Annotated in this window: 20 protein-coding genes and 2 tRNA genes; 9 read left to right on the top strand and 13 right to left on the bottom strand. The window is 40.4% G+C overall.

Going from position 1 to position 25,752, the window contains the following annotated elements; all coding sequences use genetic code 11:
- Positions 1 to 37: 37 nt before the first annotated feature.
- The 5 genes from KF872_00330 to KF872_00310 all read left to right on the top strand — a co-directional run bounded on the left by KF872_00330 (position 38) and on the right by KF872_00310 (position 4,981).
- Positions 38 to 1,369 (top strand): cellulase family glycosylhydrolase, encoded by a 1,332-nt coding sequence (locus tag KF872_00330; GenBank protein MBX2901967.1) that lies wholly within the window; start codon positions 38 to 40, stop codon positions 1,367 to 1,369.
- 79 nt (positions 1,370 to 1,448) lie between these two features.
- Complete coding sequence (locus tag KF872_00325; protein ID MBX2901966.1) at positions 1,449 to 3,026, top strand: CapA family protein; 1,578 nt, start codon at positions 1,449 to 1,451, stop codon at positions 3,024 to 3,026.
- Between the two features lie 52 nt (positions 3,027 to 3,078).
- On the top strand, positions 3,079 to 3,669 hold the full coding sequence (locus KF872_00320; protein ID MBX2901965.1) for a Crp/Fnr family transcriptional regulator: 591 nt from the start codon (positions 3,079 to 3,081) through the stop codon (positions 3,667 to 3,669).
- 67 nt (positions 3,670 to 3,736) lie between these two features.
- Entirely contained in the window at positions 3,737 to 4,615 is an 879-nt protein-coding gene (locus KF872_00315; GenBank protein ID MBX2901964.1) for a pirin family protein, read from the top strand.
- Between the two features lie 84 nt (positions 4,616 to 4,699).
- Positions 4,700 to 4,981, top strand: a complete 282-nt coding sequence (locus KF872_00310) for an N-acetyltransferase (protein MBX2901963.1) — start codon at positions 4,700 to 4,702, stop codon at positions 4,979 to 4,981.
- A gap of 4 nt (positions 4,982 to 4,985) precedes the next feature.
- Here the strand turns inward: KF872_00310 and KF872_00305 are convergent, their stop codons facing one another.
- The 8 genes from KF872_00305 to KF872_00270 all read right to left on the bottom strand — a co-directional run bounded on the left by KF872_00305 (position 4,986) and on the right by KF872_00270 (position 12,662).
- Entirely contained in the window at positions 4,986 to 5,831 is an 846-nt protein-coding gene (locus KF872_00305) for a hypothetical protein (protein MBX2901962.1), read from the bottom strand.
- Positions 5,812 to 6,378 carry a hypothetical protein gene (locus KF872_00300; protein MBX2901961.1) on the bottom strand — a complete coding sequence of 189 codons (567 nt, stop codon included), beginning with the start codon at positions 6,376 to 6,378 and terminating at the stop codon, positions 5,812 to 5,814. Before KF872_00300 ends, KF872_00305 begins: the two co-directional genes overlap by 20 nt.
- On the bottom strand, positions 6,368 to 7,354 hold the full coding sequence (locus tag KF872_00295; GenBank protein ID MBX2901960.1) for an acyl transferase: 987 nt from the start codon (positions 7,352 to 7,354) through the stop codon (positions 6,368 to 6,370). Before KF872_00295 ends, KF872_00300 begins: the two co-directional genes overlap by 11 nt.
- Before the next feature lie 5 nt (positions 7,355 to 7,359).
- Complete coding sequence (locus KF872_00290; GenBank protein MBX2901959.1) at positions 7,360 to 8,205, bottom strand: cupin-like domain-containing protein; 846 nt, start codon at positions 8,203 to 8,205, stop codon at positions 7,360 to 7,362.
- A 138-nt stretch (positions 8,206 to 8,343) separates the two neighbouring features.
- Positions 8,344 to 9,657 carry a tRNA (N(6)-L-threonylcarbamoyladenosine(37)-C(2))-methylthiotransferase MtaB gene (gene mtaB / locus KF872_00285; protein MBX2901958.1) on the bottom strand — a complete coding sequence of 438 codons (1,314 nt, stop codon included), beginning with the start codon at positions 9,655 to 9,657 and terminating at the stop codon, positions 8,344 to 8,346.
- A 233-nt stretch (positions 9,658 to 9,890) separates the two neighbouring features.
- Complete coding sequence (gene tig / locus KF872_00280; protein ID MBX2901957.1) at positions 9,891 to 11,270, bottom strand: trigger factor; 1,380 nt, start codon at positions 11,268 to 11,270, stop codon at positions 9,891 to 9,893.
- A 37-nt stretch (positions 11,271 to 11,307) separates the two neighbouring features.
- Positions 11,308 to 11,392: transfer RNA gene (locus KF872_00275), tRNA-Leu, on the bottom strand.
- Positions 11,393 to 11,519: 127 nt separating this feature from the next.
- A complete protein-coding gene (locus KF872_00270) occupies positions 11,520 to 12,662 on the bottom strand; it encodes a T9SS type A sorting domain-containing protein (protein MBX2901956.1) in 1,143 nt (380 codons plus the stop codon).
- 161 nt (positions 12,663 to 12,823) lie between these two features.
- Here KF872_00270 and KF872_00265 point away from each other — a divergent pair, with 161 nt between their 5' ends.
- Positions 12,824 to 14,365 carry a YifB family Mg chelatase-like AAA ATPase gene (locus KF872_00265; protein ID MBX2901955.1) on the top strand — a complete coding sequence of 514 codons (1,542 nt, stop codon included), beginning with the start codon at positions 12,824 to 12,826 and terminating at the stop codon, positions 14,363 to 14,365.
- A 6-nt stretch (positions 14,366 to 14,371) separates the two neighbouring features.
- Here the strand turns inward: KF872_00265 and scpB are convergent, their stop codons facing one another.
- Together scpB and atpG are read right to left on the bottom strand one after the other, a co-directional pair.
- A complete protein-coding gene (gene scpB / locus KF872_00260) occupies positions 14,372 to 14,956 on the bottom strand; it encodes an SMC-Scp complex subunit ScpB (protein MBX2901954.1) in 585 nt (194 codons plus the stop codon).
- 43 nt (positions 14,957 to 14,999) lie between these two features.
- Complete coding sequence (gene atpG / locus KF872_00255; protein ID MBX2901953.1) at positions 15,000 to 15,896, bottom strand: ATP synthase F1 subunit gamma; 897 nt, start codon at positions 15,894 to 15,896, stop codon at positions 15,000 to 15,002.
- 128 nt (positions 15,897 to 16,024) lie between these two features.
- Here atpG and KF872_00250 point away from each other — a divergent pair.
- A tRNA-Ser gene (locus tag KF872_00250) sits at positions 16,025 to 16,115 on the top strand.
- Between the two features lie 157 nt (positions 16,116 to 16,272).
- Here the strand turns inward: KF872_00250 and KF872_00245 are convergent.
- Together KF872_00245 and KF872_00240 are read right to left on the bottom strand one after the other, a co-directional pair.
- Positions 16,273 to 17,079, bottom strand: coding sequence for a M48 family metallopeptidase (locus KF872_00245; protein MBX2901952.1), 807 nt, complete (start codon positions 17,077 to 17,079; stop codon positions 16,273 to 16,275).
- 61 nt (positions 17,080 to 17,140) lie between these two features.
- The gene (locus KF872_00240) at positions 17,141 to 19,486 is read right to left on the bottom strand and encodes an OmpA family protein (GenBank protein ID MBX2901951.1); all 2,346 of its coding nucleotides are present in this window, start codon (positions 19,484 to 19,486) and stop codon (positions 17,141 to 17,143) included.
- A 252-nt stretch (positions 19,487 to 19,738) separates the two neighbouring features.
- Here KF872_00240 and KF872_00235 point away from each other — a divergent pair, with 252 nt between their 5' ends.
- On the top strand, positions 19,739 to 20,692 hold the full coding sequence (locus KF872_00235) for a hypothetical protein (protein ID MBX2901950.1): 954 nt from the start codon (positions 19,739 to 19,741) through the stop codon (positions 20,690 to 20,692).
- 184 nt (positions 20,693 to 20,876) lie between these two features.
- Positions 20,877 to 22,856 (top strand): von Willebrand factor type A domain-containing protein, encoded by a 1,980-nt coding sequence (locus KF872_00230; protein ID MBX2901949.1) that lies wholly within the window; start codon positions 20,877 to 20,879, stop codon positions 22,854 to 22,856.
- Positions 22,857 to 22,904: 48 nt separating this feature from the next.
- On the opposite strand, the gene KF872_00225 is transcribed toward KF872_00230, so the two are convergent.
- Positions 22,905 to 25,712 carry a TonB-dependent receptor gene (locus tag KF872_00225; protein MBX2901948.1) on the bottom strand — a complete coding sequence of 936 codons (2,808 nt, stop codon included), beginning with the start codon at positions 25,710 to 25,712 and terminating at the stop codon, positions 22,905 to 22,907.
- Between the last annotated feature and the right edge of the window lie 40 nt (positions 25,713 to 25,752).

Here is a 25,752-nt window from a genome sequence, read left to right as displayed (position 1 = left end):
TCTTTTTTATTTGGATTTACATTAAACTCATACACGTATGCAATACACTATAAAGAGCTGCTACTCCCTGTTTTTTCTTTTAGTTCTTTTACTTGCTCATACATACACACATGCACAAAGCAATGCACAAAACAGGTGCAACGCATTTGGCAAGGGACAAAACCTAAGCAATTGGTTAGAAGCAACCTGGGATAATACTTGGCCCAGCACTACTCGCTACACCAAATGGCACCTCCAAAAAATGAAAGAAGCCGGCATTCAATCACTAAGGCTTCCCATTCAATTTGCAAAAATTACCGACACCATAGCTCCATATAACGTAGATCAAAACCATGCCCTTTTTAGCCGAATAGATACCTTAATTGCGTGGTGCAACGAATTGGATATGATGCTCATTATAGACAACCATCACGGTTGGCAAATTACCAACAACAATTGGCGAACACAACAACAGCGCTTTGCACACTTATGGAGTGTGGTTGCCAAACGCTACCAATACCTAGATCCCAACCGCTTTACTTTTGAACTGCTAAACGAACCCGGCATCCCTTCTAATGGCGCATTAGACAACGATAGCCTAAGCTTGCTCTTAACGGTAGCCATAGACTCTATTCGCCAGCACACAACGGCACACAGCATTATTGTGTCTCCAAGTTTTGGCAGTTGGGGATTGGCATACGAAAGTTACGCTCCACTTGCCGATAGCAACTTAATTTACACATGGCATCTATACGACCCCATCAACTTTACGCATCAAGGATTTTCGTGGAACACGCCCTTTTACCCCGCAGGGCTTACTTATCCAAGTACCGGAAATGTGTACGAACCCGCATTGGCACTTAGTTGGCAACATATAGTGCAATGGAAAAACACTTACAACAAACCTATTTTTTTAGGCGAATTTGGAGTAAGCCACTTTTCCGATGCACAGAGTAAATGTAATTGGATAGAATATGTGGGAACCAAGATTTTACAGCATAATATCTCTTGGTTCTATTGGGATTGGGCTATTGATTTCTCTATGTTCCAATCGGGAAGCATAGATAAAGACAGCATAATACCTTGCTTTAAAAGAGCATTGCGGCTATATGGCGACACCTCTTTTACTTCTATCCAAAACAGCAGCGGAGAAATTATTTCGTTCACCACATTTCCAACATTGCTACACAAAGGCACACCCTTACTTATAGAAACCAACTGCGAAAAAGAATACACTGCAGAATTGCTAAACATCATGGGCAACTCCCTTGTAAAAAAACAACTATCGGGATTTAAAAACGCTATTGAAATCAATCTGCCTTCCGGCCCGTATTTTTTATTTATTGAAGTAGAAAAACAACGAATTGTAAAGCGAATTGTAATACAGTAATCTACCAGCCAAGTATATAAATACACATACCTTCCTTACTTTTGAGTATTCTTACCTCCGTTTAATTGTTTACTCATTCATGAAATTGGTTATTACTGTAAGACACTTTGTTTTTTTTACCTTATTGTTTTCTGCATTTTTCTCAAACGCACAAAAGATAGTACCGCGCCTTATTGAGCGCGATGAAGCCGCAGAATTTGAGCAATTAGATTCTTTTAGAACGCTACATTTAATGCTTGCAGGCAATATTTACCAAAGCGAGCAGCAGATTAAAAACAACTATAATCATACCGAGCGCCAATACGAGTTCACCAATGAACTGCGCTTTGTTCAACCCATTTTAAACTTAGGCGATATTACCATTGCCAATCTAAAAACATCATTTGCCGGAGATGTGGCTTCGCCCTATTCTTCGCCCGATGAGCTAGCACTAGCATTAAAATATAGCGGCATCAATACCTTAGTGTACGCCAATTCCAATGCTGCCAACATAGATAAAAGTATGCTGCAACGCACACAGCAAATTTTAGGCTCTATGGACATTGTTTCTACCGGAGCATTCACGGGAAATGTACAACGCAACGGCAACTGCCCGCTCATTGTATATAGAAAAGGTTTTAGGATTGCCATATTAAACTACGCTATCTTAGCCAACCGCTCTGCCGTTTCAAACGATATTGTAATTAACACTGCCGACAAAAACAACATTGAACGCGACATTCGCGCTGCCAGAATGCAGAATGCCGATTTTATTATTACATACTTCGATTGGGGTAGCAACATGCAAGATATTCCTTCGTACTCCCAACAAAATTTAGCTCGCTGGTGCTTCGAACAAGGTGTTGGCCTGGTGGTAGGCACACATCCCAACACCGTGCAACCAATGGAATTTATAGAATACTATTACCACGCTCAACCGCAAACAGGCTTAGCAGTTTACTCACTGGGCAATTTAATATCGGGTAGCAACGACCTGCGCAATTGCAATGGTATTATTTTAGATATGGAACTAAAGAAAAACAATTTTACAGGCAAAGTTTCTTTAGGAGATTATGGCTTTATTCCCATTTGGAATTACTACGACACTACTTCTGTAAAAGGAAAATCTAATTTGTTTGCATTGCCATCTGCTGCGGTGCAAAATGGCGATGTATTTAAAAACATTCCTTACATAGAGCAACGCAGAGCTGCCAACAGCGCCTTCGAAATACGCAAAGCATTAGGTACACACAGCGATGAAATTCAATACAATGTTTCTGACCATGTAGTAAACAATGTAGATGAAACCGTGCGCCTCATCAATGCTTCGCTCAATAATAAACTCAGCATTTTCAAACCTGAGTTTATGCAAAAAACCGAAGCTCCGGTACTTGCCAAACGCCCTTTAAACAAAGAAGAAATTGACACTTTCTACTGCATACAGTTTTATGCCATGAAGAAACTAATTCCGTTAGACACTAATTATTACGACCACCTTAAGGGCTTTTCAATTGCAGAAGAAGATGGCATTTTCAGATACTACTCTAAAGGCTCTTTCAATCTCGATGAAGTAATGCAGCTCTGGCTACGCGTATTTAAACCTCGCTATAAACAGAGCTTTATTGTAGCAATGATAAATGGTAGAAGAATACGCGAAATTACATTACAAAACAGATAACTAAGTATATTGGAAACTGTTTTATGGCAGCCTAACTTTTACACACCAAACCATGAACCATTTTCGGCTTACAACTTACTTAACATCTAATACCGATGCCGATAAAGAGGTAACCAATCAACTACTATTACACTGCCGCATTAAGCAAGTTTACAAAGGCGAATTCTTATTAAGACAAGGAGAAAAATGCCACCATACATTTTTTGTTGAAAGTGGATTGCTACGCCAATTTTTTACTGATGAAAAAGGAAAAGAACACATCATTCAATTTGCCCCCGAAAACTGGTGGATGAGCGACCGCGGAAGCGTATTTTTCAATCAACCTTCCGTATATTTTATTCAGGCATTGGAAAACACCAAAGTGTTTCTGCTAGAAGAAACCGTTATCCTTCAGCTTGCTAAATCCAATCCTTCATTTTTGGAGTTTAACCACAAGTTGTTACACAACCATATCAGGAGTTTACAAAAAAGAATTACACAATTACAAAGCGCTTCTGCCCAAGAGCGCTACCTCGATTTCATTACTGTTTATCCCGATTTGGTGCTTCGTGTGCCACAAATTTTTATAGCCTCCTACCTAGGCATTACACCCGAAAGTTTAAGTAGGGTAAGGCGCGAATTATCTGCAAAAAACAAACAATAGTTTTCTTACCATAGGTTAAGGTTTTGCTCAGTTTTTACCTTCAACTTTGCACCATAAACTAAAAAATATGGAAACAAAACATGTTGAACTAGTAATGAGTCCCAAAGAGCCTCATTTTGTTGGAGATGGGTTTAGGGTTCACAATTTTATACCAAGCGCTTACCGCTTAGATATGCAGCGTATGGATCCTATTATCTTAATGGATTACAACTCCAAATATTATTTTGAACCAAGCCAAACACCAAGAGGCGTAGGTGTGCATCCACATCGCGGGTTCGAAACCGTTACCATTGCCTACAAAGGTAAAGTAGAGCATCACGATAGCAGCGGTGGCGGAGGAATTATTGGCGAAGGCGATGTGCAATGGATGACAGCAGCAAGTGGAGTGCTGCACAAAGAGTTTCACGAAAAAGAATGGAGCAAACAAGGAGGCGAATTTCAAATGGTGCAACTTTGGGTAAACCTGCCGGCCAAATACAAAATGAGTGCGCCTAAATACCAAGCCATCGAAAATGCCACTATAAACCGTTTTCAACTCGAAAATGGCAAAGGCGAAATTGAGGTAATTGCAGGCGCATACAAAGGTGTAAATGGCAGTGCCTCTACCTTTACTCCACTCCACATGTTGAACGCCAAACTGCAAAGTGGAGCAATAGCCGATTTCAGTTTTCCCCAAAATTACAACACCGCTTTACTCGTAATTGAAGGAAGCATTACAGTAAACAATACCGAAAAAGCACCTACAGATAATTTTGTGCTCATGGCAAACGATGGCGAAGTATTTACCATTCAGGCAGAAACCGATTCTATAGTATTAGTGCTAAGTGGCGAACCAATCAACGAACCAATTGCAGCCCACGGCCCATTTGTAATGAATACGCGCCAAGAGCTAATGCAGGCATTCAACGATTTCAACACAGGTAAATTCGGTTACTTAGAAGAGTAACACCACTTCTTGGAGCAAAAAAATCTGCACAGATTAGCTTTGGGATTCAAAGCATTTAAGTTTTAAAAAAGTAAACAACTACACATGAAAATAGTACACGAACAACAAGAAGCGCAAGGGCGCTTTGCATTGTATGAAAACGAGCAATTTGCCGGAGAAATAACCTATACCAAATTAGGCGAAAACAAAATATCCATAGACCACACCATTGTAGAAAAAGCCTTTGGTGGAAAAGGATTCGGGAAAGTACTGGTACTCGAAATAGCTGCTTATGCCAGAGCAAACAACATAAAAGTGGTGCCTATATGCACGTATGCTAAAGCTGTGTTTGAAAAAGATACCACCTTACACGATTTAATGGCATAGCAACTTACTCATACGGTGTTGCAGTATTGAGATTTGCCTCCCAAAACTCACTGGGCAATAAGGTTAAACCCAACACCAGCAACTCAAACGACACTATGCGCATTACCGCATAATTCACTATTACAAACAACACCATTAAACCCAATAAAACCAGATCGGCTTTACGTGTAAAAAAGCCAACTAAAAAAAACAGTTGTATTGCCACTGCACTAAAAAGCAGCACCGTGCAAAAGCCACTGTGCGCCATCAACCAACGGAGCAGCATGGCATGAATAGATGTTGGCTGCTCGTATAAAAACTGTGCGTGTTGAGCTTTTAGGATATACACCATTTGGTATGTTTCAAAAATATTGCCGCGTGCAATTTTCCATAAGGCTGCCGAAACAAAAACAAACAAAGTATAATAGCGCATGGCACGCCACAAATGCTCAAATCGCTTAGCACCAAAACAAAAAGGCAGCGATAAAAAAACCACACCCACAAAGCTGTGAAAATGATGACCCGCAATAATATTCTGTGCCAAAAAGTAGAACACTGCCAACAGCAAAAAAAGTATAAACAACCACTGCCTCGTAGGTAAAAAAACAATAAGCAGCGGCATTGCCAACAGTGCAATATCAAACAACACCGTAAGCAATCCATGCTCTACTACAAACTTGTAAACACCACTGCCCAGCAGCGCCCAATACGCATTGTCTATAGATGGAAAAACCAGCGGTGGTGCCAACGGGCGGCTTAATTGCGACAGCAATACATTGTTGTAAAAGAAGTAGCAAATAACCAAAAGTACTCCCGTAAAAAAGTAGCTCTTCTTTTTCTCGAAAACCGTATTAGAATCCTGCTGCTCCATCTATTACCACTTTACTTTGAACGGTATCCAATAAAAAATTGGGATTATACTTTGCAGTAACAATATGCGCCTCCATTACAGGATTTTCAATTAACCGCATATCGGCTATGTATTGAAACAACCATGCCGGAAAACGCTTAATTTGGGTTGAATCATTTAAAATTCGCGATGCCAATAAGCGATAGTTTTCTGGCGATAAGCGTTGGGCAAAACGCTTATCGAATACCTTCTGTGTAGAATCCGAATAACCGTGTTGCACCATTGCATTATACCAAGTAAACGAACCCTGCACCATTGCCCCCTGTACATCCGAAAGGCAGGTAATACAAGCTGGTTTATTATCTATTCTAAGCGCTATTACCTCAACTGTATCGGCATTGCCAGCCTTGCCGGAATACATACCATAATTTAAAAACGGAAATGTTTCTACACCTTTCCATGTAAAGAAAACTTGCCCGGCAATAAACAATATCACCAATACAAACAACAGTTTATCGCTCCTGAATAGTTCAACAAGGTAAGTGTGTTTCAGCATATTAGTTTGCATACATTAAACTGCAACCGCGTATATCGCTATTATCTATTCTTCCTGCTACTTCAAAACAATTGTTGGGCAAAATAGTTCCCAAATCTTCGGTGGCAATAAACGAGCAGGCGTAAACATTCGCCAAATCTATCACATTTAAAGCTCCGGTGCGGGGCAAGGCTGTTACACTCAATGGATTATACACATCGCGCACCAACACTTTCATCCACGGAGTACATTCAAAAATACCATTGCCATAAGAATATGCCTGCGAGAGCAATTCCGTCATTCCATATTCCGAATGAATGCTTTGCAAGGCAAATGCTTGCTTCAATACTTCATGCACTTCGGTACGCAGCATTTCGCTTTTTCTTCCTTTCATACCTCCGGTTTCCATCACAATGGTATGGTTGAGCTGCATGGGATACAAGGCTGCAAAATCAAGCAATGCATACGTTACGCCCAGCAACAGCACTTTTTGCTGCTTAAATTCCAACGCTGCCAAGCGCGCTGCCAAATTTTCAAAATCACTCATAAAGAAACCATTTTCGGGATGGTTGCTGGCGCGCATTAAACGCTCTGCCATAAATACCAACGATGAATTTTGGCGCTCCAAATACGAGGGTAGCAATGCCAATATGCAATAGTTTTCGGGTGCGCCATAAAACCTACGAAAGGTGCGCATAAAACTTTCTTCATACACCGTTGAATCGGCAACTAAATGTTTAGATATAGCAGCGCCTGTGGTGCCGCTGCTCTCAAACACTACTTCGGCACTTGCGCCATTGGTAATTATTTCGTGCGTTTTAAAAAAACTGATAGGCAGAAAAGGAATATCGGCAAGCGTAGAAACATTATTGGGATGGCGTTTCAGCCCTTCACAAAATGTTCTGTAAATGCTTTGGTGTTCAAATTGAAATCTAAAAACATCTAAAGCAGTTTGCTCAAAGGTGTTTTCTGCAACAGTAAAAATGCTTTTGGTATTAAAGGTGTTCATTGATTTTACACCTCAAAAGGCTTGGCATTTTCGTAAGCTTTGCGCTCTTTCCACGCATGCCATGTTTGCCCCATTAAGCGGTTTAAACCCTTATCTACCACAAAATGCGTGGCAAGGTTAAAACTGCCTTTGGCAGCTGTAAGCGGTGAATTTTGAGAACGCAGCGCCATACCGAAACTAAAATCCATGTAGTACATATAATGCCAATAACACGAAGGCATAAATATGGTTTCGCCATGTTGCAGCACGGTTTCGTAACCGGTTACATTTTTCAATGCCGGAAACTTATCGTAGTCAGGATTTTTGGGGTCTATTAAACTCTTTACTGTAAACGGATGGTGGTAAATTTTTTCCGACTCCTCCGGAGGAAAAAGAATAATACGCTTGCTGCCTATGAACTGTGTAAGAAATACATTGGCACAATCTATATCGTAGTGCATAGTTACTTCGGCACTCTCGCCACCAAAAAACATGAATGGCACTTTTATCCAAAAGTTTTGATACTTAGGAAAAAAGAAATCGTTTTTAAGCTCCGGAGCGTGTTCAAAAATATCGAAAAGAAACAGCCTGTAATCGGTAGGACCTGATTTAATATTTTCCAAAAATTCGGCAAAGCGCATGGTACTGTCGTTGGTCATGTAGCCTTTGCCCGGCTTGGAATAATTACTGGAGAAAACCGGCACTTCCAAGTGCCCGTATTTATCGTGAAAAAGGTTGTAATTCCACTTTTCTAAGGCTTTCCAATCTTTGGTAAAATCGGTAAAAACACAAGGCTTATTTTTCTTTTGAAATTCTTCTTTAAACTCTTCCGGAGTAATGTTGCTAACTCTTTCAACTTGCAGAAGTTTCATATAGTTTGTTTCGTGAACAAAATGTTTTTTGCGTATCAGGTTGAATACAAACGTACATAAATTTTTCTGTACAAAACATAGTGCCTTGCTCCCCAAAAAAGATGTACTTTTTAGTTAAAATAAGCTACGCAAAAGTGCTTACAGAGCTTCTACCTCGCTCTTAGTCTCCATGGTTTGCAGCTTAAAGGGCGTAATAGTGTTAGAAAGATTGGCTTCAAAATTGGTTTCCACTTTAATGTAATTGTCGGTAAAGCCGTTCATTCTGCCATCGTGGTTTTCTGCTTCCCAAAGTACCGCACGCACAGTGTTATGAAAAGCACTGTAAAATGCATATCGCTTTTTCTCGCTTAAAATACGCAATCTTTTATTGCGCTCTTTGCGAACTGCCAACGGCACAGTTTCTTCCATGTTAGCAGCCTTGGTATTGGTTCTTTCAGAATAGGTAAATACGTGAAAATAGCTTACATCTAAAGCATTTAAAAAGTTATAGGTTTCTAAAAATGCCTCATCGGTTTCGCCAGGAAAGCCTACAATTACATCTACGCCAATACAGCAGTGTGGCATAAGCTGTTTAATAGTTTGCACACGGCTTTCGTATAGTTCACGCAGATATTTTCTGCGCATAAATTTTAAAATTCTATTGCTGCCGCTCTGCAATGGAATATGAAAATGCGGCATAAATTTTTTTGAACCTGCTACAAACCGAATAATATCATCGGTAAGCAAATTGGGTTCTATAGAAGAAATGCGAAAACGCGGCACATCTACTTTTTCTTCCAATTCCTGAATAAGTTGCAGGAATGTTTCTTCGGTACGCGAAGAACCATCGGGCATTTTACCAAAGTCGCCAATATTTACGCCCGTTAGCACTATTTCTTGTACTCCGGTGGCTGCGGCTTTTTGTGCGTTGGCAACCGTTTCGGCAATATTGGCACTGCGGCTGGCGCCACGTGCCAAAGGTATGGTACAAAAAGAACAAAAATAATCGCAGCCGTCTTGTACCTTTAAAAAGGTTCTGGTGCGTTCACCTTGGCTCCACGCTGGCGAAAAAAACTGAACCGCTTCTATATCGCTGGCTTCTACTATAGTTTCGGTTTGCCATTCGAGTTGGCGAATATGTTCGTGCAGTTTAAATTTTTCTTTAGCGCCCAGCACCATGCTCACACCCGGAATAGAAGCTATTTCTTCAGGCTTTAACTGTGCATAGCAGCCAATAATCACCACTTTGGCATCGGCATTTGCTTTGAGTGCGCGCTTTACAATTTGGCGCATTTCTTTATCGGCACTTTCGGTTACGGAGCACGTGTTTATTACATAAAAATCTGCCGGCTCGTGAAACTCTGTTTTGGCAAATCCTTCGGCTTCTACCGTTCTGGCAATAGCTGCTGTTTCTGCAAAATTCAACTTGCAACCCAATGTGTGAAAAGCAATTTTTGGTAACGGTGCCGACATGTTTATTCTCTGCTACAATTTTTCTATAACCAACGTATTTCTACTGCTATACCGCTATGGTTTCTGCCTGCGAAATAAGTAAGAAAGTTGATAAAGCATACCTTCTAAAATTTTGCACAAGTGCTTTTTAAAAAAGATTAAACGCTTGCACTAACAAGGTGCAAACCATAGGCAAGTATATATTGCGGGATTTTACAAAAAACAAGATAGAAACAAAACGGTGCTTATACCAATTAAGCAACTGCAGCATTTTCTTTCTGAACCATTGCGTTAAACTCATCTAACGTAATGGGTTGCTCTGCTAAACTCACCTTAGATTTAATGAAAGCAATTACTTTACCATCAAGCACTTGGTCGTGTGCTTTGCGCACGTATTCTTTATCTTTCATTTGGCGTTGAACAAAGCCTTCTATCCAATCGTAACCCATTCCGGTTAATCCGTATTGGGTTAATTGTTGAAGTGTTTCTTGCCTTACTTTATCGAGCAATTCTTCTTCTTTTACTTCAAAATTTTGCTCTTTGGCAATACGTGAAGTAATTAAATCCCAACGCAATTGTTTAGAAAAAGTTGGGTAGTCTGTTTCTATTTGCTCTTGGGTAATAGGTTTATCGTTGGTGGTGGCAATCCAGCGCTTCAAGAACGCATCGGGCAGCGGAAACTCTATGTGCTGCATCATGGCACGGTAAATATCGTTCACCAAAAACACATCGGTTCTGCCATCAAAATACGCTTCTAAATCGCTGGCAATAAACGTTCTTGCCTCTTCTTCGGTTTTAGGGCCGTTGGCTCCAAACGCCTTGGTAAAAAATGCTTCGTTTAACTCGGCAGGGATGCTGCGTGTGATATTTACCAATGTAATTTTAAAATTCGGATTTAGAGCATCTAATTCTTCAGCGCTTTTTAAGTTTAAAATAAACTTAGCCACGCCCTCTTTATCGCGATCAAACACCTCTAAAACATTTATTGTAGTAGCGTCTTGTTTTTTAAGATTTGCGATAGCACTTCTAAACTCCGGCTTCACAATTTCCAATAAGGTAGAAGAAGATGTGCGGTAGCCGCCTTCTTTAAGACTGCCATCTTCGTTCAATTCTTCGTACTCTAATGCTACAATATCGTTGTCGCCAACCAATTCCGGATACTCATAGCTGGCATGGCGCTTGCGTAAACGATCTAATTCATCGTTTATCATTTTTTCTTCGGCAGCAATTCTATATTTGGTAAAGGCTGGTGCGCCATCTAAATAGCTTAAATCAAAAGCTGGAGCATGGCCAATTTCAAATGCAAAATTAATATCTTTTAAATCGTTAATATCCCAATTTACCTGTTGGTTGGCAGCAGGCAGCGGCTGTGCTAAGATTTCAATTTTATTCTCTTCTAAGAATTTATTTACGTTGTCGGAAAGTATTTTATTAAGCTCTTCAAACAACACACTGTTTCCATACATTTTTTTTACCAACGAAATTGGAGCCATTCCGGGTCTGAAACCTTTTAAAGACACCTGCTTTCCTAATTTATTGATGGAGGATTTTATCTGTGGCTCGTAGTCTTCTTTTTTTAGGTCTATAACGATTTTAGACTGTAGGTCGCCAACTTTTTCCTGATAAACGTTCATGATTCTTAATTATTTAGCCCCAATTATATTGGGTATTTGGTGCGGGCGGAGGGACTCGAACCCCCATGCCGTGAAGCGCTTGATCCTAAGTCAAGTATGTCTACCAATTTCACCACGCCCGCATTTCCCTATTGAAAGGGAGCGCGAAAGTAAAATTTTATATTTATTTCTACTAATAGCACAGCAACTTATTTAAAAAGTTAAGAAAACTAATGCCTTTTTATATCCAAAACAAGCAAATTCAGGCTCTTAGCGGATGTTTAATTTTTTGGTTATACAGAAATTTTTGCCCGTTATTTTGGCAACATAAAGTCCGGAGGGTAAAAAATCGAGATTCATTTCGCTTACCAAAGGCATTCTTTGTGTTGCCACCAACTTGCCTTGCATATCGGTAATTTCCACGCTTGTAATTGGCATGTTATTAGTTGCAAAATGCACTATACCTGTGGTTGGATTGGGATACATCTTTATATCGGCAACTGTTGGCGCTTCCACTGCAGCAACACTGCTCAATGTATATTGGCTAAAGAACCTCCACAGTTCCTTGCTGGCACTAAAATCTAAACACGTATTGCCATTGCTGGGAAGCGGTATGTTACTACCCGGCCATGTATGGCCTCCACCAATTACTTTAAACAGCTCTACCGATTTTCCATTTATGCCATTGCCATACACATAATGCTCTGCAGTAGCATTATCGGCAATGCTGGTATTGGCTACAGAAGTAATAGAAGGTGTGGAATCGCAACCATTTTTGGCAGCCCAAAACTTCACCACATCCTCAATTCCTTTAAAAAGACTATCTCCGGCATAAGGTACTACCAAATCGCTGGTGCCGTGTATTTCCATTACTGGAATAGCGCGTGCCGGATTGCAAGTGCCATACATGGCATTAGACATGGAGCCTGTAACCGACCCAACCGCAGCAAAACGATTGCTCCTACAAGCCAAAACATAACTCATATAAGCACCATTCGACATGCCTGTGCTATAAATTCTATTTGGGTTAATAGTATAATGTGCAGCTATGGTATCTATTAACGCCTCCAAGAAACCGATATCGTTTACATTAGTGGCACCCAATAAATCGAAACTCCAAAAGCGCTGACCCGAAATTGGATGAATAGTACCATCAGGATGAGCGATAATGAAACCTGCCGTATCGGCAATTGGTTTAAAATTGGAATAAATACTTTGTTGAAAACCGTTGGAAGTATAGCCGTGCAAATTTAGAATTAAAGGTACGGCTTGACCCTGCGTGTAAGTAGCCGGCACATAAAATGAATAGGTGCGGGTAATGCCTTCAAATACAAACGAGCCGTTTATGGTGGTTTGTGCAACCATTAGTTGCGCACAAAAAAATATTGCAATTGAAAGTAGCAGTTTTTTCATCGGCATAATTTTAGCCAAACCTACACAACTTTCATTAAACAAGAAGCCTGCAATCTCATTAAGAACTCATTTCAACCCTATTGTTTACTTTCATTCAAGCCATTTTTTTGTGCCTGCTCATCTATTTTTAATAGGTTTGAAATACTGAAACAAAAATCCCTATGCTCGTAAAAACTTATGGCAGCGCAGTATATGGCGTAGATGCCGCTACAATAACCATAGAAGTAAGCAGTGGCGGCACAGGGCAAATTGCCTACTTTATGGTTGGCTTGCCCGATAATGCCGTAAAAGAATCTTGGCACCGCATTGAAACTGCCATAAAACATAACGGCTTCAATATGCCGCGCACAAAAATTGTAATAAACCTTGCTCCCGCAGATGTGCGCAAAGAAGGCTCTGCTTACGATCTTCCGATGGCCATTGGCATTTTAGCTTCGAACGAACAAGTACCCGAAGCCAACTTGAACAAGTACATCATTATGGGTGAATTGAGTTTAGATGGCAGCCTACTACCTATTAAAGGTGCTTTGCCAATAGCCATTCAAGCTCGAAAAGAAGGCTACCAAGGCTTTATTCTTCCAAAACAAAATGCTCGCGAAGCCGCCATAGTAAATAATCTTGAAGTACTGGGCGCAGAAAACATAACCGATGTAGTTGCCTTTTTGCGTGGCGAAAAAAGCATTACTCCAACTCAAATTGATACCCGTGCAGAATTTACCGACAACCAACAAAAAAGCGAATACGATTTTGCCGATGTAAAAGGACAAGAAAACATAAAACGTGCCATGGAAATTGCGGCAGCAGGCGGCCACAATGTTATTTTAATTGGTCCTCCCGGTGCCGGAAAAACTATGCTGGCAAAGCGCTTACCCACCATTTTGCCTCCGCTTACTTTAAATGAGGCTTTAGAAACCACCAAAATTCACTCTGTTGCCGGCAGGCTTTCTAAAAATACGGGACTTATTTACCAGCGCCCTTTTCGATCGCCACACCACACCGTGAGCGATGTAGCATTGGTAGGTGGTGGCAGCAATCCACAACCGGGTGAAATTTCTTTAGCCCACAATGGCGTGTTATTTTTAGATGAATTGCCGGAATTTAAACGTACAGTTTTAGAAGTAATGCGCCAGCCAATGGAAGATAGAAGAGTTACCATTTCGCGTTCGCGCTTTTCGGTAACATATCCTGCCAGTTTTATGCTCATTGCCTCTATGAATCCTTGCCCGTGCGGCTATTACAACCATCCGGAAAAAGAGTGTGTGTGCGCTCCCGGCATTGTACAAAAATACTTAAATAAAATTTCGGGGCCGCTCTTAGATAGAATTGACTTACATGTAGAGGTAACTCCTGTTTCGTTCAGCGAACTTTCCGGAGGCAGAAAAACAGATGATAGCACTTCTATTCGCGAAAGAGTATTGCTAGCACGCCAAATTCAGAGTAAAAGGTTTGAAGGCAAAAACATTTACTGCAATGCACAAATGGAGGCGCAAACTGTTCAAGAAATTTGCAGCATAAGCGATGTAAGCCGCGCACTGCTTAGCAAAGCCATGCAGCGCTTGCAGCTGAGCGCCCGTGCTTACGACCGTATCTTAAAGGTAGCACGCACCATTGCCGACCTTGCAGCCTCCGATGCAATTTTGCCGGAGCATATTGCAGAGGCAATTCAATTTAGAAGTTTAGACAGAGAAAATTGGGCTGGCTAGCGGTTACTACGCTTCGCCCTCTTGTAAATCTTTGGCTTCACCAATGGCGTTTTGCTCATCGGGCAGCACGTCTTTCAACTTAGGAAGTTCGGCAGTAGAGTTTATACCAAAATAATCCAAAAACAACGATGTAACTCTGTACAACACCGGTTTGCCGGGCGCATCTTCTACTCTTCCGGCAATTTCAACTAATTCTTTTTCCAATAACTTTTGCACCGAATAATCGCAATTTACACCGCGTATTTGTTCGCATTCACTCTTAGTAACTGGACCGCGATAGGCAATAATGGCAAGTGTTTCTAAAGCTGCGGTCGATAGCTTTTTCTTTTCTTTTTGCCCAATTAAGATACTTACGGTTTTGTGATATTCCGGCTTGGTAAAAAACTGATAGCCTCCACCAATTACACGCAGTTCAAACGAGTAATAATCCGGCTGGTATTTTTCGGTAATATCTTGCAGTATTTGATCTATAATTTGTTCATCTACCACCTCGTTGGTAAGCTTTTGAATACATACCGAAATATCTTCTCTGCTCACGGCTGTTTCGGAGCTGAAAATGAGCGACTCGATATGCTGGTGCAAGTTTTCCATTTTAGTGAAGTGTGTTGTGCAGTAATGTTTTACTGCATGGCAATTACTTTGCTTCTAACGCAGCTGCACCTCCCACAATTTCCAAAATTTCTTTGGTAATGGCAGCTTGGCGTTCGCGGTTGTATAGAATGCTTAAATTACGAATCATTTCCTGTGCATTATTGGTAGCAGAATCCATTGCCACCATGCGCGAACCATTCTCCGAAGCATTGGTATCTAACAATGCTTTAAAAAACTGCGTATTCAATATTTTGGGAGCTAATTCTTCTAACAGTTGTTGCTGATCAGGTTCAAAAATATAATCGTTCTTTTTGCTGCTTCCTTTTACATTTTCTGCCTTTAAAGTAGCTACCGGTAAAAATCTTTCTACTTCAAATTTTTGAGTAGCTGCATTTACAAACTGAGCATACACCAACTCAATTACATCGTATTCTTCGTTTAAAAACGCTTTGGTTAATCCGGCACTTACCTCTTGCGATGCCGAAAAATTTAAACCGCTAAATAATGAGATATGGTTGGTGTTAAATTTCAACTTATCGTATCTTTTAAAATAGTCGTAACCCTTTTTGCCTATTGGCAGTAGGGTTACATTACCTGCTTCTACTTGTGTTGCATAAGTAGTAGCAAGCAAATTGCGTGTAGTTTTAATTAAATTGGAATTGAATCCACCACACAAACCTTTGTCGGAAGTTACCAAAACCACCAACACATTTTTAGGCTCGCGTACTTTATTTAACGCCAATGCTACATCCTTACCTTCTAAGCTTTCCATCAAATTGCTTAGAATGCTATTAAGTTTTTGAGAGTATGGACGCATTTGTGTAATGCGGTCTTGCGCGCGTTTCAACTTACTTGCAGCTACTAATTTCATTGCCTTAGTAATTTGCTGTGTGGTTTTTACGCTACCAATTCTATTACGAACTTCTTTAAGATTTGCCATAAAACAAGGTTACCTTTTTTAAAAAAGCGGGGCGAAATTAAAAGAAACTATGGCTTTCTGAAAATAATTCGGGTAGAAGTTTTGCATTTCCATTTTGCATTGTGATATGCTTTTCTATTTTTGCCCACGGAGAGATGGCAGAGCGGTTGAATGCAACTGTCTTGAAAACAGTCGAAGGTGATGAGCCTTCCGGGGGTTCGAATCCCTCTCTCTCCGCCAATAAAATCCTGCCTTCGGGCGGGATTTTTTGTTTTTACCCATCTTATTTCATTAAACTAAAATTTGCATTCCCAAGCCGCGCAGTTGCCCGATGGGTATTCAATTCTCAGAAATATTTTTACAAATTAAACTTGCTATACTAAGTTCCGGCAATGTTTTACAGATAATATCTGAAATTATTTTCCTCTAAATGCCTTTCCTTTTCGCGATAGTTGGGCATTACAGCTTCTACCAAACTCCAAAACTTATTAGAATGGTTATGATGAACCAAATGTGCCAATTCGTGCACAATTACATAATCTATTACATCTTGCGGGGCAAACATTAAGCGCACCGAAATATTTATATTGCCTTGACTGCTACAGCTTCCCCAGTTGCTGGTATTGTACTTTAACTTTACTGCCGTTATTTTTTTAGCAAAATACTTTTGGTTCAATTCGTGCAGTCGTTCGCTTACAATTGGCTGAAAATACTTAGCCAAACACTTACTCACCAAGTAGCTGGCAGTACTTTGTTCCGCCTCTTTGGTGAGGCCGGTTGCCAACGACAGCAAAATGTGATTATCGTGAATACGGGCAGTGCTTTTATGCAGTTTATTGTAAATAATATGTACAATAAAAACATGTTCGCCCACTTTGAGCGCTTCGCCATCCATGTATTGGCGCTGTGGCAAATAATCGAGCAGTTCGGGCTTTTCGCCTAATTTCCCTTTTGCCCAAGTAAGGAAGTTTTGTATATGTTTCTTCTGCTCTTCTGCCGATGCGTGCTTGCATATTCTAATTAAAATGCCGTTTTTATTTACCGTTACTCGATTGTTGTATCGCGCCTCAAAGCAAATGCGTACGGGTACTTTAGAGCCACTTACTTCTAACTCAAATTGCTTGTGTTGAATGTGTACACATTCAGCCGGCTTGGGAACCGGCTTATTTTCCACCACAGAGTCGAAAAGAGAAATTAAACTCATCTACGGTTCAAAAATCGTTTTAGCGCAACACTTTAACGAAAAAAATTTCAACAAAAGTGCATTAGTATTTCAACACTTTCACCTCCGTTCTTCGGTTGGCTTGATGCTGCTCTTCGGTACAGCCGGAATTATTGCCCGGCTCGCATTTGCAGTTGTTTACAGGCTTGCGCTCTCCAAAGCCTGCGGCTACGAGACGTTTTAACTTAATGCCCTTTCCTACAATATAATCAATGGCCGCCTTGGCACGGCTAAGCGATAGCACATCATTGAATTTTGCCGAGCCGCGGCAATCTGTGTGTGCCGCCAATTCTATTTGCAGCGATGGATGTTCTTCCATTATACGCACCAAATTATCTAATTGCTGTGCAGCATCGGGGCGGATAGTGGTTTTATTTAAATCGTAAAACACATTGCTTACAATCCACTTTTGTCCTACTTTAAATTTGCACGGGCCTTCTATTTCATCGCCCGGGAATAGCCCAATGGTAGAAATGGTATCCTTTCGCAAATTATGATCTATCACGTACTTATTATTGAGGTGTAACTCTAAACGAACTGCTCCGCTCAAATCCGGCTTTACCACAGTAGCAACACCTGTTTTTACATCGGTAATAGTTACGGGTGAGGAAAAACAATTGGCTAATAGCGGTACGCTTACAGTGAAATCTTTTTTAGAAAGCTGATATTCCTTTTTAAACACACCATCTGTTGTTCCTGTGGTATTGATGTTATCGCTAAGTACTTGGTAATCGCTTGAAAACACCGTGTATTCGCCTGCACTTATGGGCGTATTAAATATGCCGGAACTGTCGGTTACAAAAGTTACCACCTTGCCTTGCGCATCTTTAAGCGATACGGAAACATCGCGCATAGGCAATCCGGTTTCTTTCTCTTTTATGGCAATTTGCAACGATACCACATCGGGCAATAACTCAACAGTAATTACGCCTGCATGGTTGCGGCTCACATCTTTTGTATATGCTTTATAGCCGGGGGCACTCACTTCAATTTTACACTTTTCGGTACTCTTCAACACCATTCTTATTTCGCCCAAATCGTTTGCTTGCAATTTGCTGCCTGTACTTTTGCAACTGCCCTTTGCACTTGCATCTTGCAGCATTTTGTTTGTTCCCGCCTCGCGTACTTTCAACAGTATTTTGTAGTCGAGTTTCGATGGGTCGAAATTGAATTTATACATATCGTCTTCTCCTTTTCCGCCATTGCGGTTAGAAGCGAAAAACCCCTTTTTATTGGCACTGTCTATCACAAATGCAAAATCATCGAAAGTGGAGTTTACCGGAGCATTTAAACCTTCGGGCTGCAACCAACGATTGTCTTCCGGCATAGTTTTGTAAACATCGTAACCACCCAAGCCGCCAAGTCCATTTGAAGAAAAATACAAATAACCATCGGTTGCAATAAACGGATAGGCTTCGTTTTGAGAAGTGTTTATTTGGCTGCCCAAGTTCTGTGGCGCAGTCCACTTTCCATTCTCCTTTTTGGCAACATAAATATCGCTGCCGCCAATACCTCCCGCTCTATCGCTCGTAAAATACAGCGTATTGCCATCGTGCGAAACAGCAGGATGTGCATTAGAAAAAGTATCGCTATTGAAAGGGAGTTCCACTATGCTTTTCTTGCCCTTTAAAGGATAAGGGCTGCTAAAGAGTTGCAACTGAATAACCTTGCCGCCACTGGTATTTACCAACTTTGAAGCCGCAAAAATTATTTCGCCTGCCGCAGGAGCAAATGCTACAGAATTGATGCCTTTATATCCTTTCACCTTCAAACCTTTCAATGCTTTTAATGAAGCCGAATCGCGAGCAATACCAACTTTATTAAAGCTGCGGCTTTTCCAATCGGCAGTAGGTAAATTACATTTGCATCCGGTGGCAACCAAAGCTGCTGTACTATTCAAAAAACCTCCTGCAAATTCACTCTTTTTTGTGTTGGTTCTAACTGCTTCTATCTGGTATGCACCTCTATCGCGAGCCATCTCTTTTATATTATCTAATCCATTGAGCAAGTTATCTGCTGCTCCATCTAAAGGCTGCTGTACTTTATATTGAAGTAAATACTGTCGCGCATCTTCGTAGTTACCACTTTTTTGCAGCGCTTGAGCCAATGCTAATTTTACTGCGGGCTTTGGGGAACCATTTTGCACCGCCCTTTTATACCACTGTGCTGCTAAAGGTACATTGTTTAATGCGGTATAACACGCTGCTATTTGTTCTTGAATACGAACACTATCTACCGGATTTTTTTTAAGCACCTTCAGATAACTTTTAAGTGCCTTGCCATATTTTAATGCTGCAACTTTTTTATCGCCTTTGTTTAAAGGCTCCGTTTGAGCCGAAGCGGCAATTGCAAAACACCAACAGAATACAAGCAGAGAAACACGATACATAAGCATACTTTATTTTGAATGGAAAACACACTTTCCCAAGCGCAATTTTATCGGCTTCAATTTATATGCAATACTCTACCCTGCAAAAAAAATTGTGAATTGTAGGCAATAAAATACAAGCAAACAGCTTTGCGCTCTATTAAACTTCAATACTAAAAAACAGTACTAACTCGTTATACTCACAAATACAAACTATCCGAAGTTTCTATTTACGGAGCTAAAATTCTATTTTGCACAACAAAACAACAAAGCATGAAGACTAACAAAATTTACATGATAGCGCTTATAGCCATAAGCACTATTGTAACACACAGTTGCACCAAACCTACCAGCAATACTATTGCCGACCCCGATGCCAAACTGCACAACCAAGATATTAACGACACCAAATCCGAATCCGACAACCTGAATATCGAAATAAACAACTTATTAAAAGACTTGCGGGGATTTGGAAAAACAGATGTACCTAACGCCATTAGCATTTGTGGCGGCACGGTTGACACCTCGCAACAATATGCTTCTACGCCTACCGTAATTGTTACCTTCGATGGCACTACCGCCTGTGGCAATCCACCGCGTAAAAGAAGTGGCGAAGTAAAAATAGAACTTATAGAAGGCAGCAAATGGAGCGATGCCGGAGCCAAACTGCGTGTTACACACAGCAACTATAAAGTAACATTCATAAACTTAAACAACCACTATCTAACCTTCAACGGAGTTAAATACCTTACCAATGTAGATGGCTTTGATTATTTAGACTACCTCTTTAAAGGAGAGCTTACTGCCCGCATTCGCGAACGCAGCAACAATATGCAGGTTACTTTTGAAAACGGACAAACAGAATCTTGGAATACTGCCCGCCTAAGTACTGTAAAGTTTTCTAACTATACCACTATTGACATTACCGTTAATGGAGATTCAACCAATGGAAACAAGGTAATAGATTCGTGGGGTACTACTCGATTTAATACAAGTTTTACCACCGAAATGATTTCGCCTTGGAAATCCGGAACCACTTGCGGATGGCTGCGTCCAACAGAAGGAAAATACACAAGCACTACCGATAACTTTACAATTTCTGCCACTTGTGGTGTAGATAAAAACGGCAACAAAGTAAACAGCGGCTGCGGTGCTTATGGCTACAAAATAGAGTGGAACTACAAAAATGGAACTGCTACCGGAGACGCAGTAATTCAATACTTCTAAGCGCAATACTTATTATCAACCTATTAAAAAGGTGGGCAACAATGCTCACCTTTTTTTGTGTAAACAACTCACCTCTATACCAGCATCAGGCACCATCTTTCCCACTATTTTTTAATGGCTGTTATGGAATTTAAAAGACCACACATCTTACAATCATTCCATCACATACTAAAAATAGTTCGTCATGAAAAAGTTCACAACCATAGCAACTTTTTGTGTGTTGCTACTTACCACAGCGGGCGCATTAGCGCTCTTTCAAAACAATTTTGGCAAAGGAGTTATTTCCGGAAATGTTGCCGATGAAAACGGCCAACACATTGCAGGCGCCACTATTGCCATTACAGACAAAAACAATAACCACACCGGAAAAAGAACTACCACCGATGCCAATGGAAATTACTCCCTTAAAAACTTAACGGCAGGTAAATACCACATACAATGCAGCATTGCAGGATACAAATCCGCTACCCAACTTCCTGTAGAACTAAAAACAGACTCCGCTACCGCACAACTCAATTTTACCATACCGCCAATTTCTACTCCCGTTGCAGCAGCACCAAGCGTGCCTAAAAGCGAATCGCTTAAACGTAGTGTACAACGTATTGCCGATGCTGCAGCACAAACATTTGGCGGCTATAAATCCATAAGTACAAAAACCGCAGAAACCACCTATGCGCCTAATACTTATATCAACATAATGGAGCCGGAAGAAGACCAAACACAAGGCACAGAACACAATACCAACGAGTTCAACCTCATTACCGAAAATGAATTTTTGCGCGTATCAGAAAAACCACTTTCTACATTAAGTATTGATGTAGATGTGGCTTCGTACAGTCTAGTTCGCCAAAGTTTAAACAACGGGCAGTTCCCGCCAAAAGATGCCGTGCGCATAGAAGAAATGTTGAACTATTTCACCTACAATTATCCTGCAGCAAAAGGCAATGTTCCATTTTCTGTTTATACCGAAATGAACAACTGCCCTTGGAATACCCAACGAAAATTATTGCACATAGGCATTAGTGGAAAGGAAATAGAAAAACAACACTTACCGCCATCGAATCTTGTATTTCTTATTGATGTAAGCGGCTCTATGTGGGGAGCCAATCGTTTAGGCTTGGTAAAGCAATCGCTACGCATGTTGGTAAACGAACTAAATGAACGCGACCATATTGCTTTAGTAGTGTATGCCGGAGCAAGCGGCTTGGCTCTCCCTTCTACCTCTTGCCAATACAAAGACAAAATTATTGATGCCATAGAACAACTAGAAGCAGGCGGTAGCACAGCAGGTGCAGCCGGCATTCAACTTGCCTATAAAGTAGCTCAAGAAAACTTTTTAAAGAATGGAAACAACCGTGTTATTCTTTGCACCGATGGCGATTTCAACGTAGGCATTTCCAGCCAGGCAGAACTTATACGCCTTATTGAAGAAAAACGCCAAAGCAATATTTTCTTATCTGTACTAGGCTATGGCATGGGCAACTATAAAGACAGCAAAATGGAACAACTTGCCGATAAGGGCAATGGAAACTACGCTTACATAGACAATATTCTAGAAGCCAATAAAGTATTGGTAACACAAATGGGAGCTACCCTACACACCATTGCAAAAGATGTAAAAATACAGGTGGAGTTTAATCCTGCCTTTGTGAAAGGATATAGGTTAATTGGCTACGAAAACCGCTTGCTTGCCGACCGAGATTTTAATGACGATACCAAAGATGCAGGAGAAATTGGTGCGGGAGCAGGTGTAACGGCACTCTACGAAATTATTACCGATGAAAAAGAATTGGCATCGCTGCCAACCACCGACAAACTGAAGTACCAACAAACAAAAGAACCACAAGCCAACAACCACAGCGAATGGCTCAATGTAAAAATTCGATATAAAGAACCAACAGGCAGCACAAGCAAACTGATAGAAACACCTGTAACCAGCGGCAGCACTGCATTAGCAAATACATCCGATAACTTTAAATTTTCTGCAGCAGTAGCCTCCTTTGGCATGTTGCTACGCCAATCTAAACACAGTGGCAATTTCAATTTTAGTCATGTGTTGGCATTGGCAAAAGAAGCGAAAGGAAAAGATGAAGACGGCTACCGCGCAGAGTTTATACGCCTTGTGCAAACCGCACAAAGTATTGGACTTACCACTAAAAAATAAACACAAAAACGCAGCAGTATTCTTTAGTAATACTGCTGCGTTATACCATTAAGAAGCCTTCTTAAAATAGCGCAGATTGTAAGTAATTGTAAGCATTACATAACGCTGCAATACTTGTGTGCGCACATCTTCCATATACGTTTCGTTTACAGTGCGCGAAATACTATTGTTCTGCCCTAAAATATCAAATACGCTTGCCTTTACTTCCAGCGAGCGATCTTTCAAGAACTTATACGCCAATGATGCATTCCACAAAAAGAAATTTTGATTAAAGCCTTGAGCCACACCCGCATACAATGTATTGTTCAAAGTGGTATTAAACACAAACCCTTTCCAAAAATTCCAATTAAACCGCACATCGGCATTATGGAAATAATAGTTATTGTTCTGCTGCTTATTTAGGCTGTTCTTCACTATATTGTAATTGCCCATATAATGAATTGTAAAATCTATATTCTCGTTGATATTACTTGCCAATACTAAACCACCCGCCACATTTACGGTGTTAGATAAATTTTGGACACCATTGATGAGACTTGGAGTGCGGCTGTAAGTAACTCCTGCATGAAAATTCATATTGCACTTTATCGGTTTTATTGGCAAACCATATCCAAAAAAACTACGCAGGTTAATACTGTTTGAAAGATTTATTGGCTTTGTAAGTTGCGCACCTGCATTCACCAACACATTATTTTGCAGCATTGTATCTTTTAGTGCAATGGTGGTAGAGTTGCCAATATAATTTTGAGTGTAAGTAAAGGAAACAAATCCAAAAAACATGCGCATGGTAGCAGCATCAATATTATTGAATCGCACATTGATACTGTGTTTGTAATCTTGTTTCAACAATGGATTACCTATACTAATAAACAACGGATTGCTGTTATCTATTACACTCTGCATTTGCGTAATACTTGGCGGTGTGGTAGAGCTTGTGTAATTTATACGGATGCTTCCCTGTTTACTAAAGCTATATTTGAATGAAGCATTAGGCAATACATTATTAAAGGATTTGCGCACATTACTTTCTGTTGGAAACGTTTGTGCTCCGGTTAAAAGTGCATATTGAACATCGGCACCTGCACTAAAGTTAATAGCATCACTTTTACTTCTCAGCCGATAGGCAAAGCCTGCCCTCTGTGTCATGTATGCATTTTCAAAATAGTTCGAAAGTTGGTAGTTGCGCTGTGTATAATCACCGGTAAGCGTATCGCTATCGTATGTATTCTTATCGCGCTTGCTCCATGTATAAGATGGAGCATAACTAAACTGCATTAAGCTCAATTCTGTAATTGGCTCCGTATAAGAAACTATTGCCGAGCCGGAGTAATTTTGCACTCCGTTATCCGATTGTTGATTCAACTCCATCGTATCTTGCAATAATGAAAATCCATTTTCGGAATGAAGCGAAGATTGTCCATTACTATTATTTACACCTCCGGTTATATCTATTGAAAAGGTTCGCCCTTTCTTTAAGAATTTATGCTGAAACAATGTATTAAGCGAAGCATTATAGCCCAAATTGCTCGAAGTATATTTACTCGAAAGCGAACTTATTTCACCACCATTTAAAAGTGTATTTACGCCTACTGTGGTACTCTTTTGGTTATACTGCTGCACACTCAACTTAGGTGTAATAAAAAGTGAATTGTTTGAATCTATGGCATATTCAAACTTAAAATTAAAACGGTGGTTTATGTTTCGTGTAGTGGCACTGGCAGTTTCTTTATATCGAGTAGAAGTTTCGCCACTTGAAAAATACTGCCTATCGGTTTCGCTGCTGTTACTGTTATCCGTTAAGTTAAAGAAGTAGCTCCCCGTAACTTTTACTTTATTGCTCCATTGGTCGCTGTAATTGATACCTACGGCATGGGCAGTAGAAATACCGCTTTGCTGCCCCACCATAAAATTACTGATGGTTGAATTTCCACCCATTGGAGGGCGCGACCCACCGCCCATCATGCGCATTCTACCCATACCTCCACCACCACTGTTTCCTGAAAGCCCCATTAAATCATCTATTGAAAAATTTTGCTGATTAATATTGTTGCTCATAGCAAGTACCGACACTCTGCGGTTGCCATTAAACCAATTCACATTAGCACCTGCATTGTAGCGGTGTGCGTTCAGGTAGCCATAACCGCCATAAACTTTACCAAACACACCATTATTCATATTGGGTTTGGTTACGATGTTTATAGTGCGTTGGTCGTTTCCATCATTAAAGCCCGTAAAACGGCTCTGATCGCTCATTTGATCATACACCTGTATTTTATCTACGGCTTCTGCCGGTAAATTTTTCAATGCTGTGCTGGGATCCGAACCAAAAAAAGGTTTACCATCTACCAATACCTTCTTTACCTCTTCGCCTTTAGCTTTTACCGTGCCATTTTCTATTGTAATGCCCGGCATTTTTTGAATTAGTTCCTCCGTAGAGGCATCACGGTTGGTCTTAAATCCTGAAGAATTAAATTCAGTTGTATCTTCTTTTTGAGTTGCACGAACTGCAGTTTGCTCTATAACCACACCTTTCAATTCTTTTACATCTTCTGCTAAAGAAACAACGGGCAGTACTATATCTTCTTTTTTTATCTCCAATGGTATTACATTGGCTTTATAGCTTAAAAAAGTAAACTTAAGTAAGTACTTGCCTGAAGCTGATGTAATTTCAAACTTACCATGCTCATTGGTAGCCGTACCTTTAATAAAAGTAGAATCCTTTGCCGAAAGAAGTAGAATTCCAACTCCTGCAAGTTCAGACTTATCTGCTTTGTCAATAACCGAACCACTAATTTTCACCTGTGCGCTCAGCTCCGGCACACTTAATATGCTCAATAACAAATAAAGATACCTCACTCAAAAAATTTGGGTGAAAATATGTTTATACAATTTAGCC

The sequence above is a fragment of the Chitinophagales bacterium genome, from assembly GCA_019638515.1.
GTDB lineage: Bacteria > Bacteroidota > Bacteroidia > Chitinophagales > LD1 > UBA7692.
Note: the sequence above shows the minus strand (reverse complement) of the source record. Positions and strands in the feature narration are given on the sequence as shown.

Excerpts from the sequence above, each read along its gene's own strand:
- KF872_00330 (MBX2901967.1), top strand. The coding sequence starts at position 38 with ATGCAATACACTATAAAGAGCTGCTACTCCCTGTTTTTTCTTTTAGTT.
- KF872_00325 (MBX2901966.1), top strand. The coding sequence starts at position 1,449 with ATGAAATTGGTTATTACTGTAAGACACTTTGTTTTTTTTACCTTATTG.
- KF872_00320 (MBX2901965.1), top strand. The coding sequence starts at position 3,079 with ATGAACCATTTTCGGCTTACAACTTACTTAACATCTAATACCGATGCC.
- KF872_00315 (MBX2901964.1), top strand. The coding sequence starts at position 3,737 with ATGGAAACAAAACATGTTGAACTAGTAATGAGTCCCAAAGAGCCTCAT.
- KF872_00310 (MBX2901963.1), top strand. The coding sequence starts at position 4,700 with ATGAAAATAGTACACGAACAACAAGAAGCGCAAGGGCGCTTTGCATTG.
- KF872_00305 (MBX2901962.1), bottom strand. The coding sequence starts at position 5,831 with ATGGAGCAGCAGGATTCTAATACGGTTTTCGAGAAAAAGAAGAGCTAC.
- KF872_00300 (MBX2901961.1), bottom strand. The coding sequence starts at position 6,378 with ATGCAAACTAATATGCTGAAACACACTTACCTTGTTGAACTATTCAGG.
- KF872_00295 (MBX2901960.1), bottom strand. The coding sequence starts at position 7,354 with ATGAACACCTTTAATACCAAAAGCATTTTTACTGTTGCAGAAAACACC.
- KF872_00290 (MBX2901959.1), bottom strand. The coding sequence starts at position 8,205 with ATGAAACTTCTGCAAGTTGAAAGAGTTAGCAACATTACTCCGGAAGAG.
- mtaB (MBX2901958.1), bottom strand. The coding sequence starts at position 9,657 with ATGTCGGCACCGTTACCAAAAATTGCTTTTCACACATTGGGTTGCAAG.
- tig (MBX2901957.1), bottom strand. The coding sequence starts at position 11,270 with ATGAACGTTTATCAGGAAAAAGTTGGCGACCTACAGTCTAAAATCGTT.
- KF872_00270 (MBX2901956.1), bottom strand. The coding sequence starts at position 12,662 with ATGAAAAAACTGCTACTTTCAATTGCAATATTTTTTTGTGCGCAACTA.
- KF872_00265 (MBX2901955.1), top strand. The coding sequence starts at position 12,824 with ATGCTCGTAAAAACTTATGGCAGCGCAGTATATGGCGTAGATGCCGCT.
- scpB (MBX2901954.1), bottom strand. The coding sequence starts at position 14,956 with ATGGAAAACTTGCACCAGCATATCGAGTCGCTCATTTTCAGCTCCGAA.
- atpG (MBX2901953.1), bottom strand. The coding sequence starts at position 15,896 with ATGGCAAATCTTAAAGAAGTTCGTAATAGAATTGGTAGCGTAAAAACC.
- KF872_00245 (MBX2901952.1), bottom strand. The coding sequence starts at position 17,079 with ATGAGTTTAATTTCTCTTTTCGACTCTGTGGTGGAAAATAAGCCGGTT.
- KF872_00240 (MBX2901951.1), bottom strand. The coding sequence starts at position 19,486 with ATGTATCGTGTTTCTCTGCTTGTATTCTGTTGGTGTTTTGCAATTGCC.
- KF872_00235 (MBX2901950.1), top strand. The coding sequence starts at position 19,739 with ATGAAGACTAACAAAATTTACATGATAGCGCTTATAGCCATAAGCACT.
- KF872_00230 (MBX2901949.1), top strand. The coding sequence starts at position 20,877 with ATGAAAAAGTTCACAACCATAGCAACTTTTTGTGTGTTGCTACTTACC.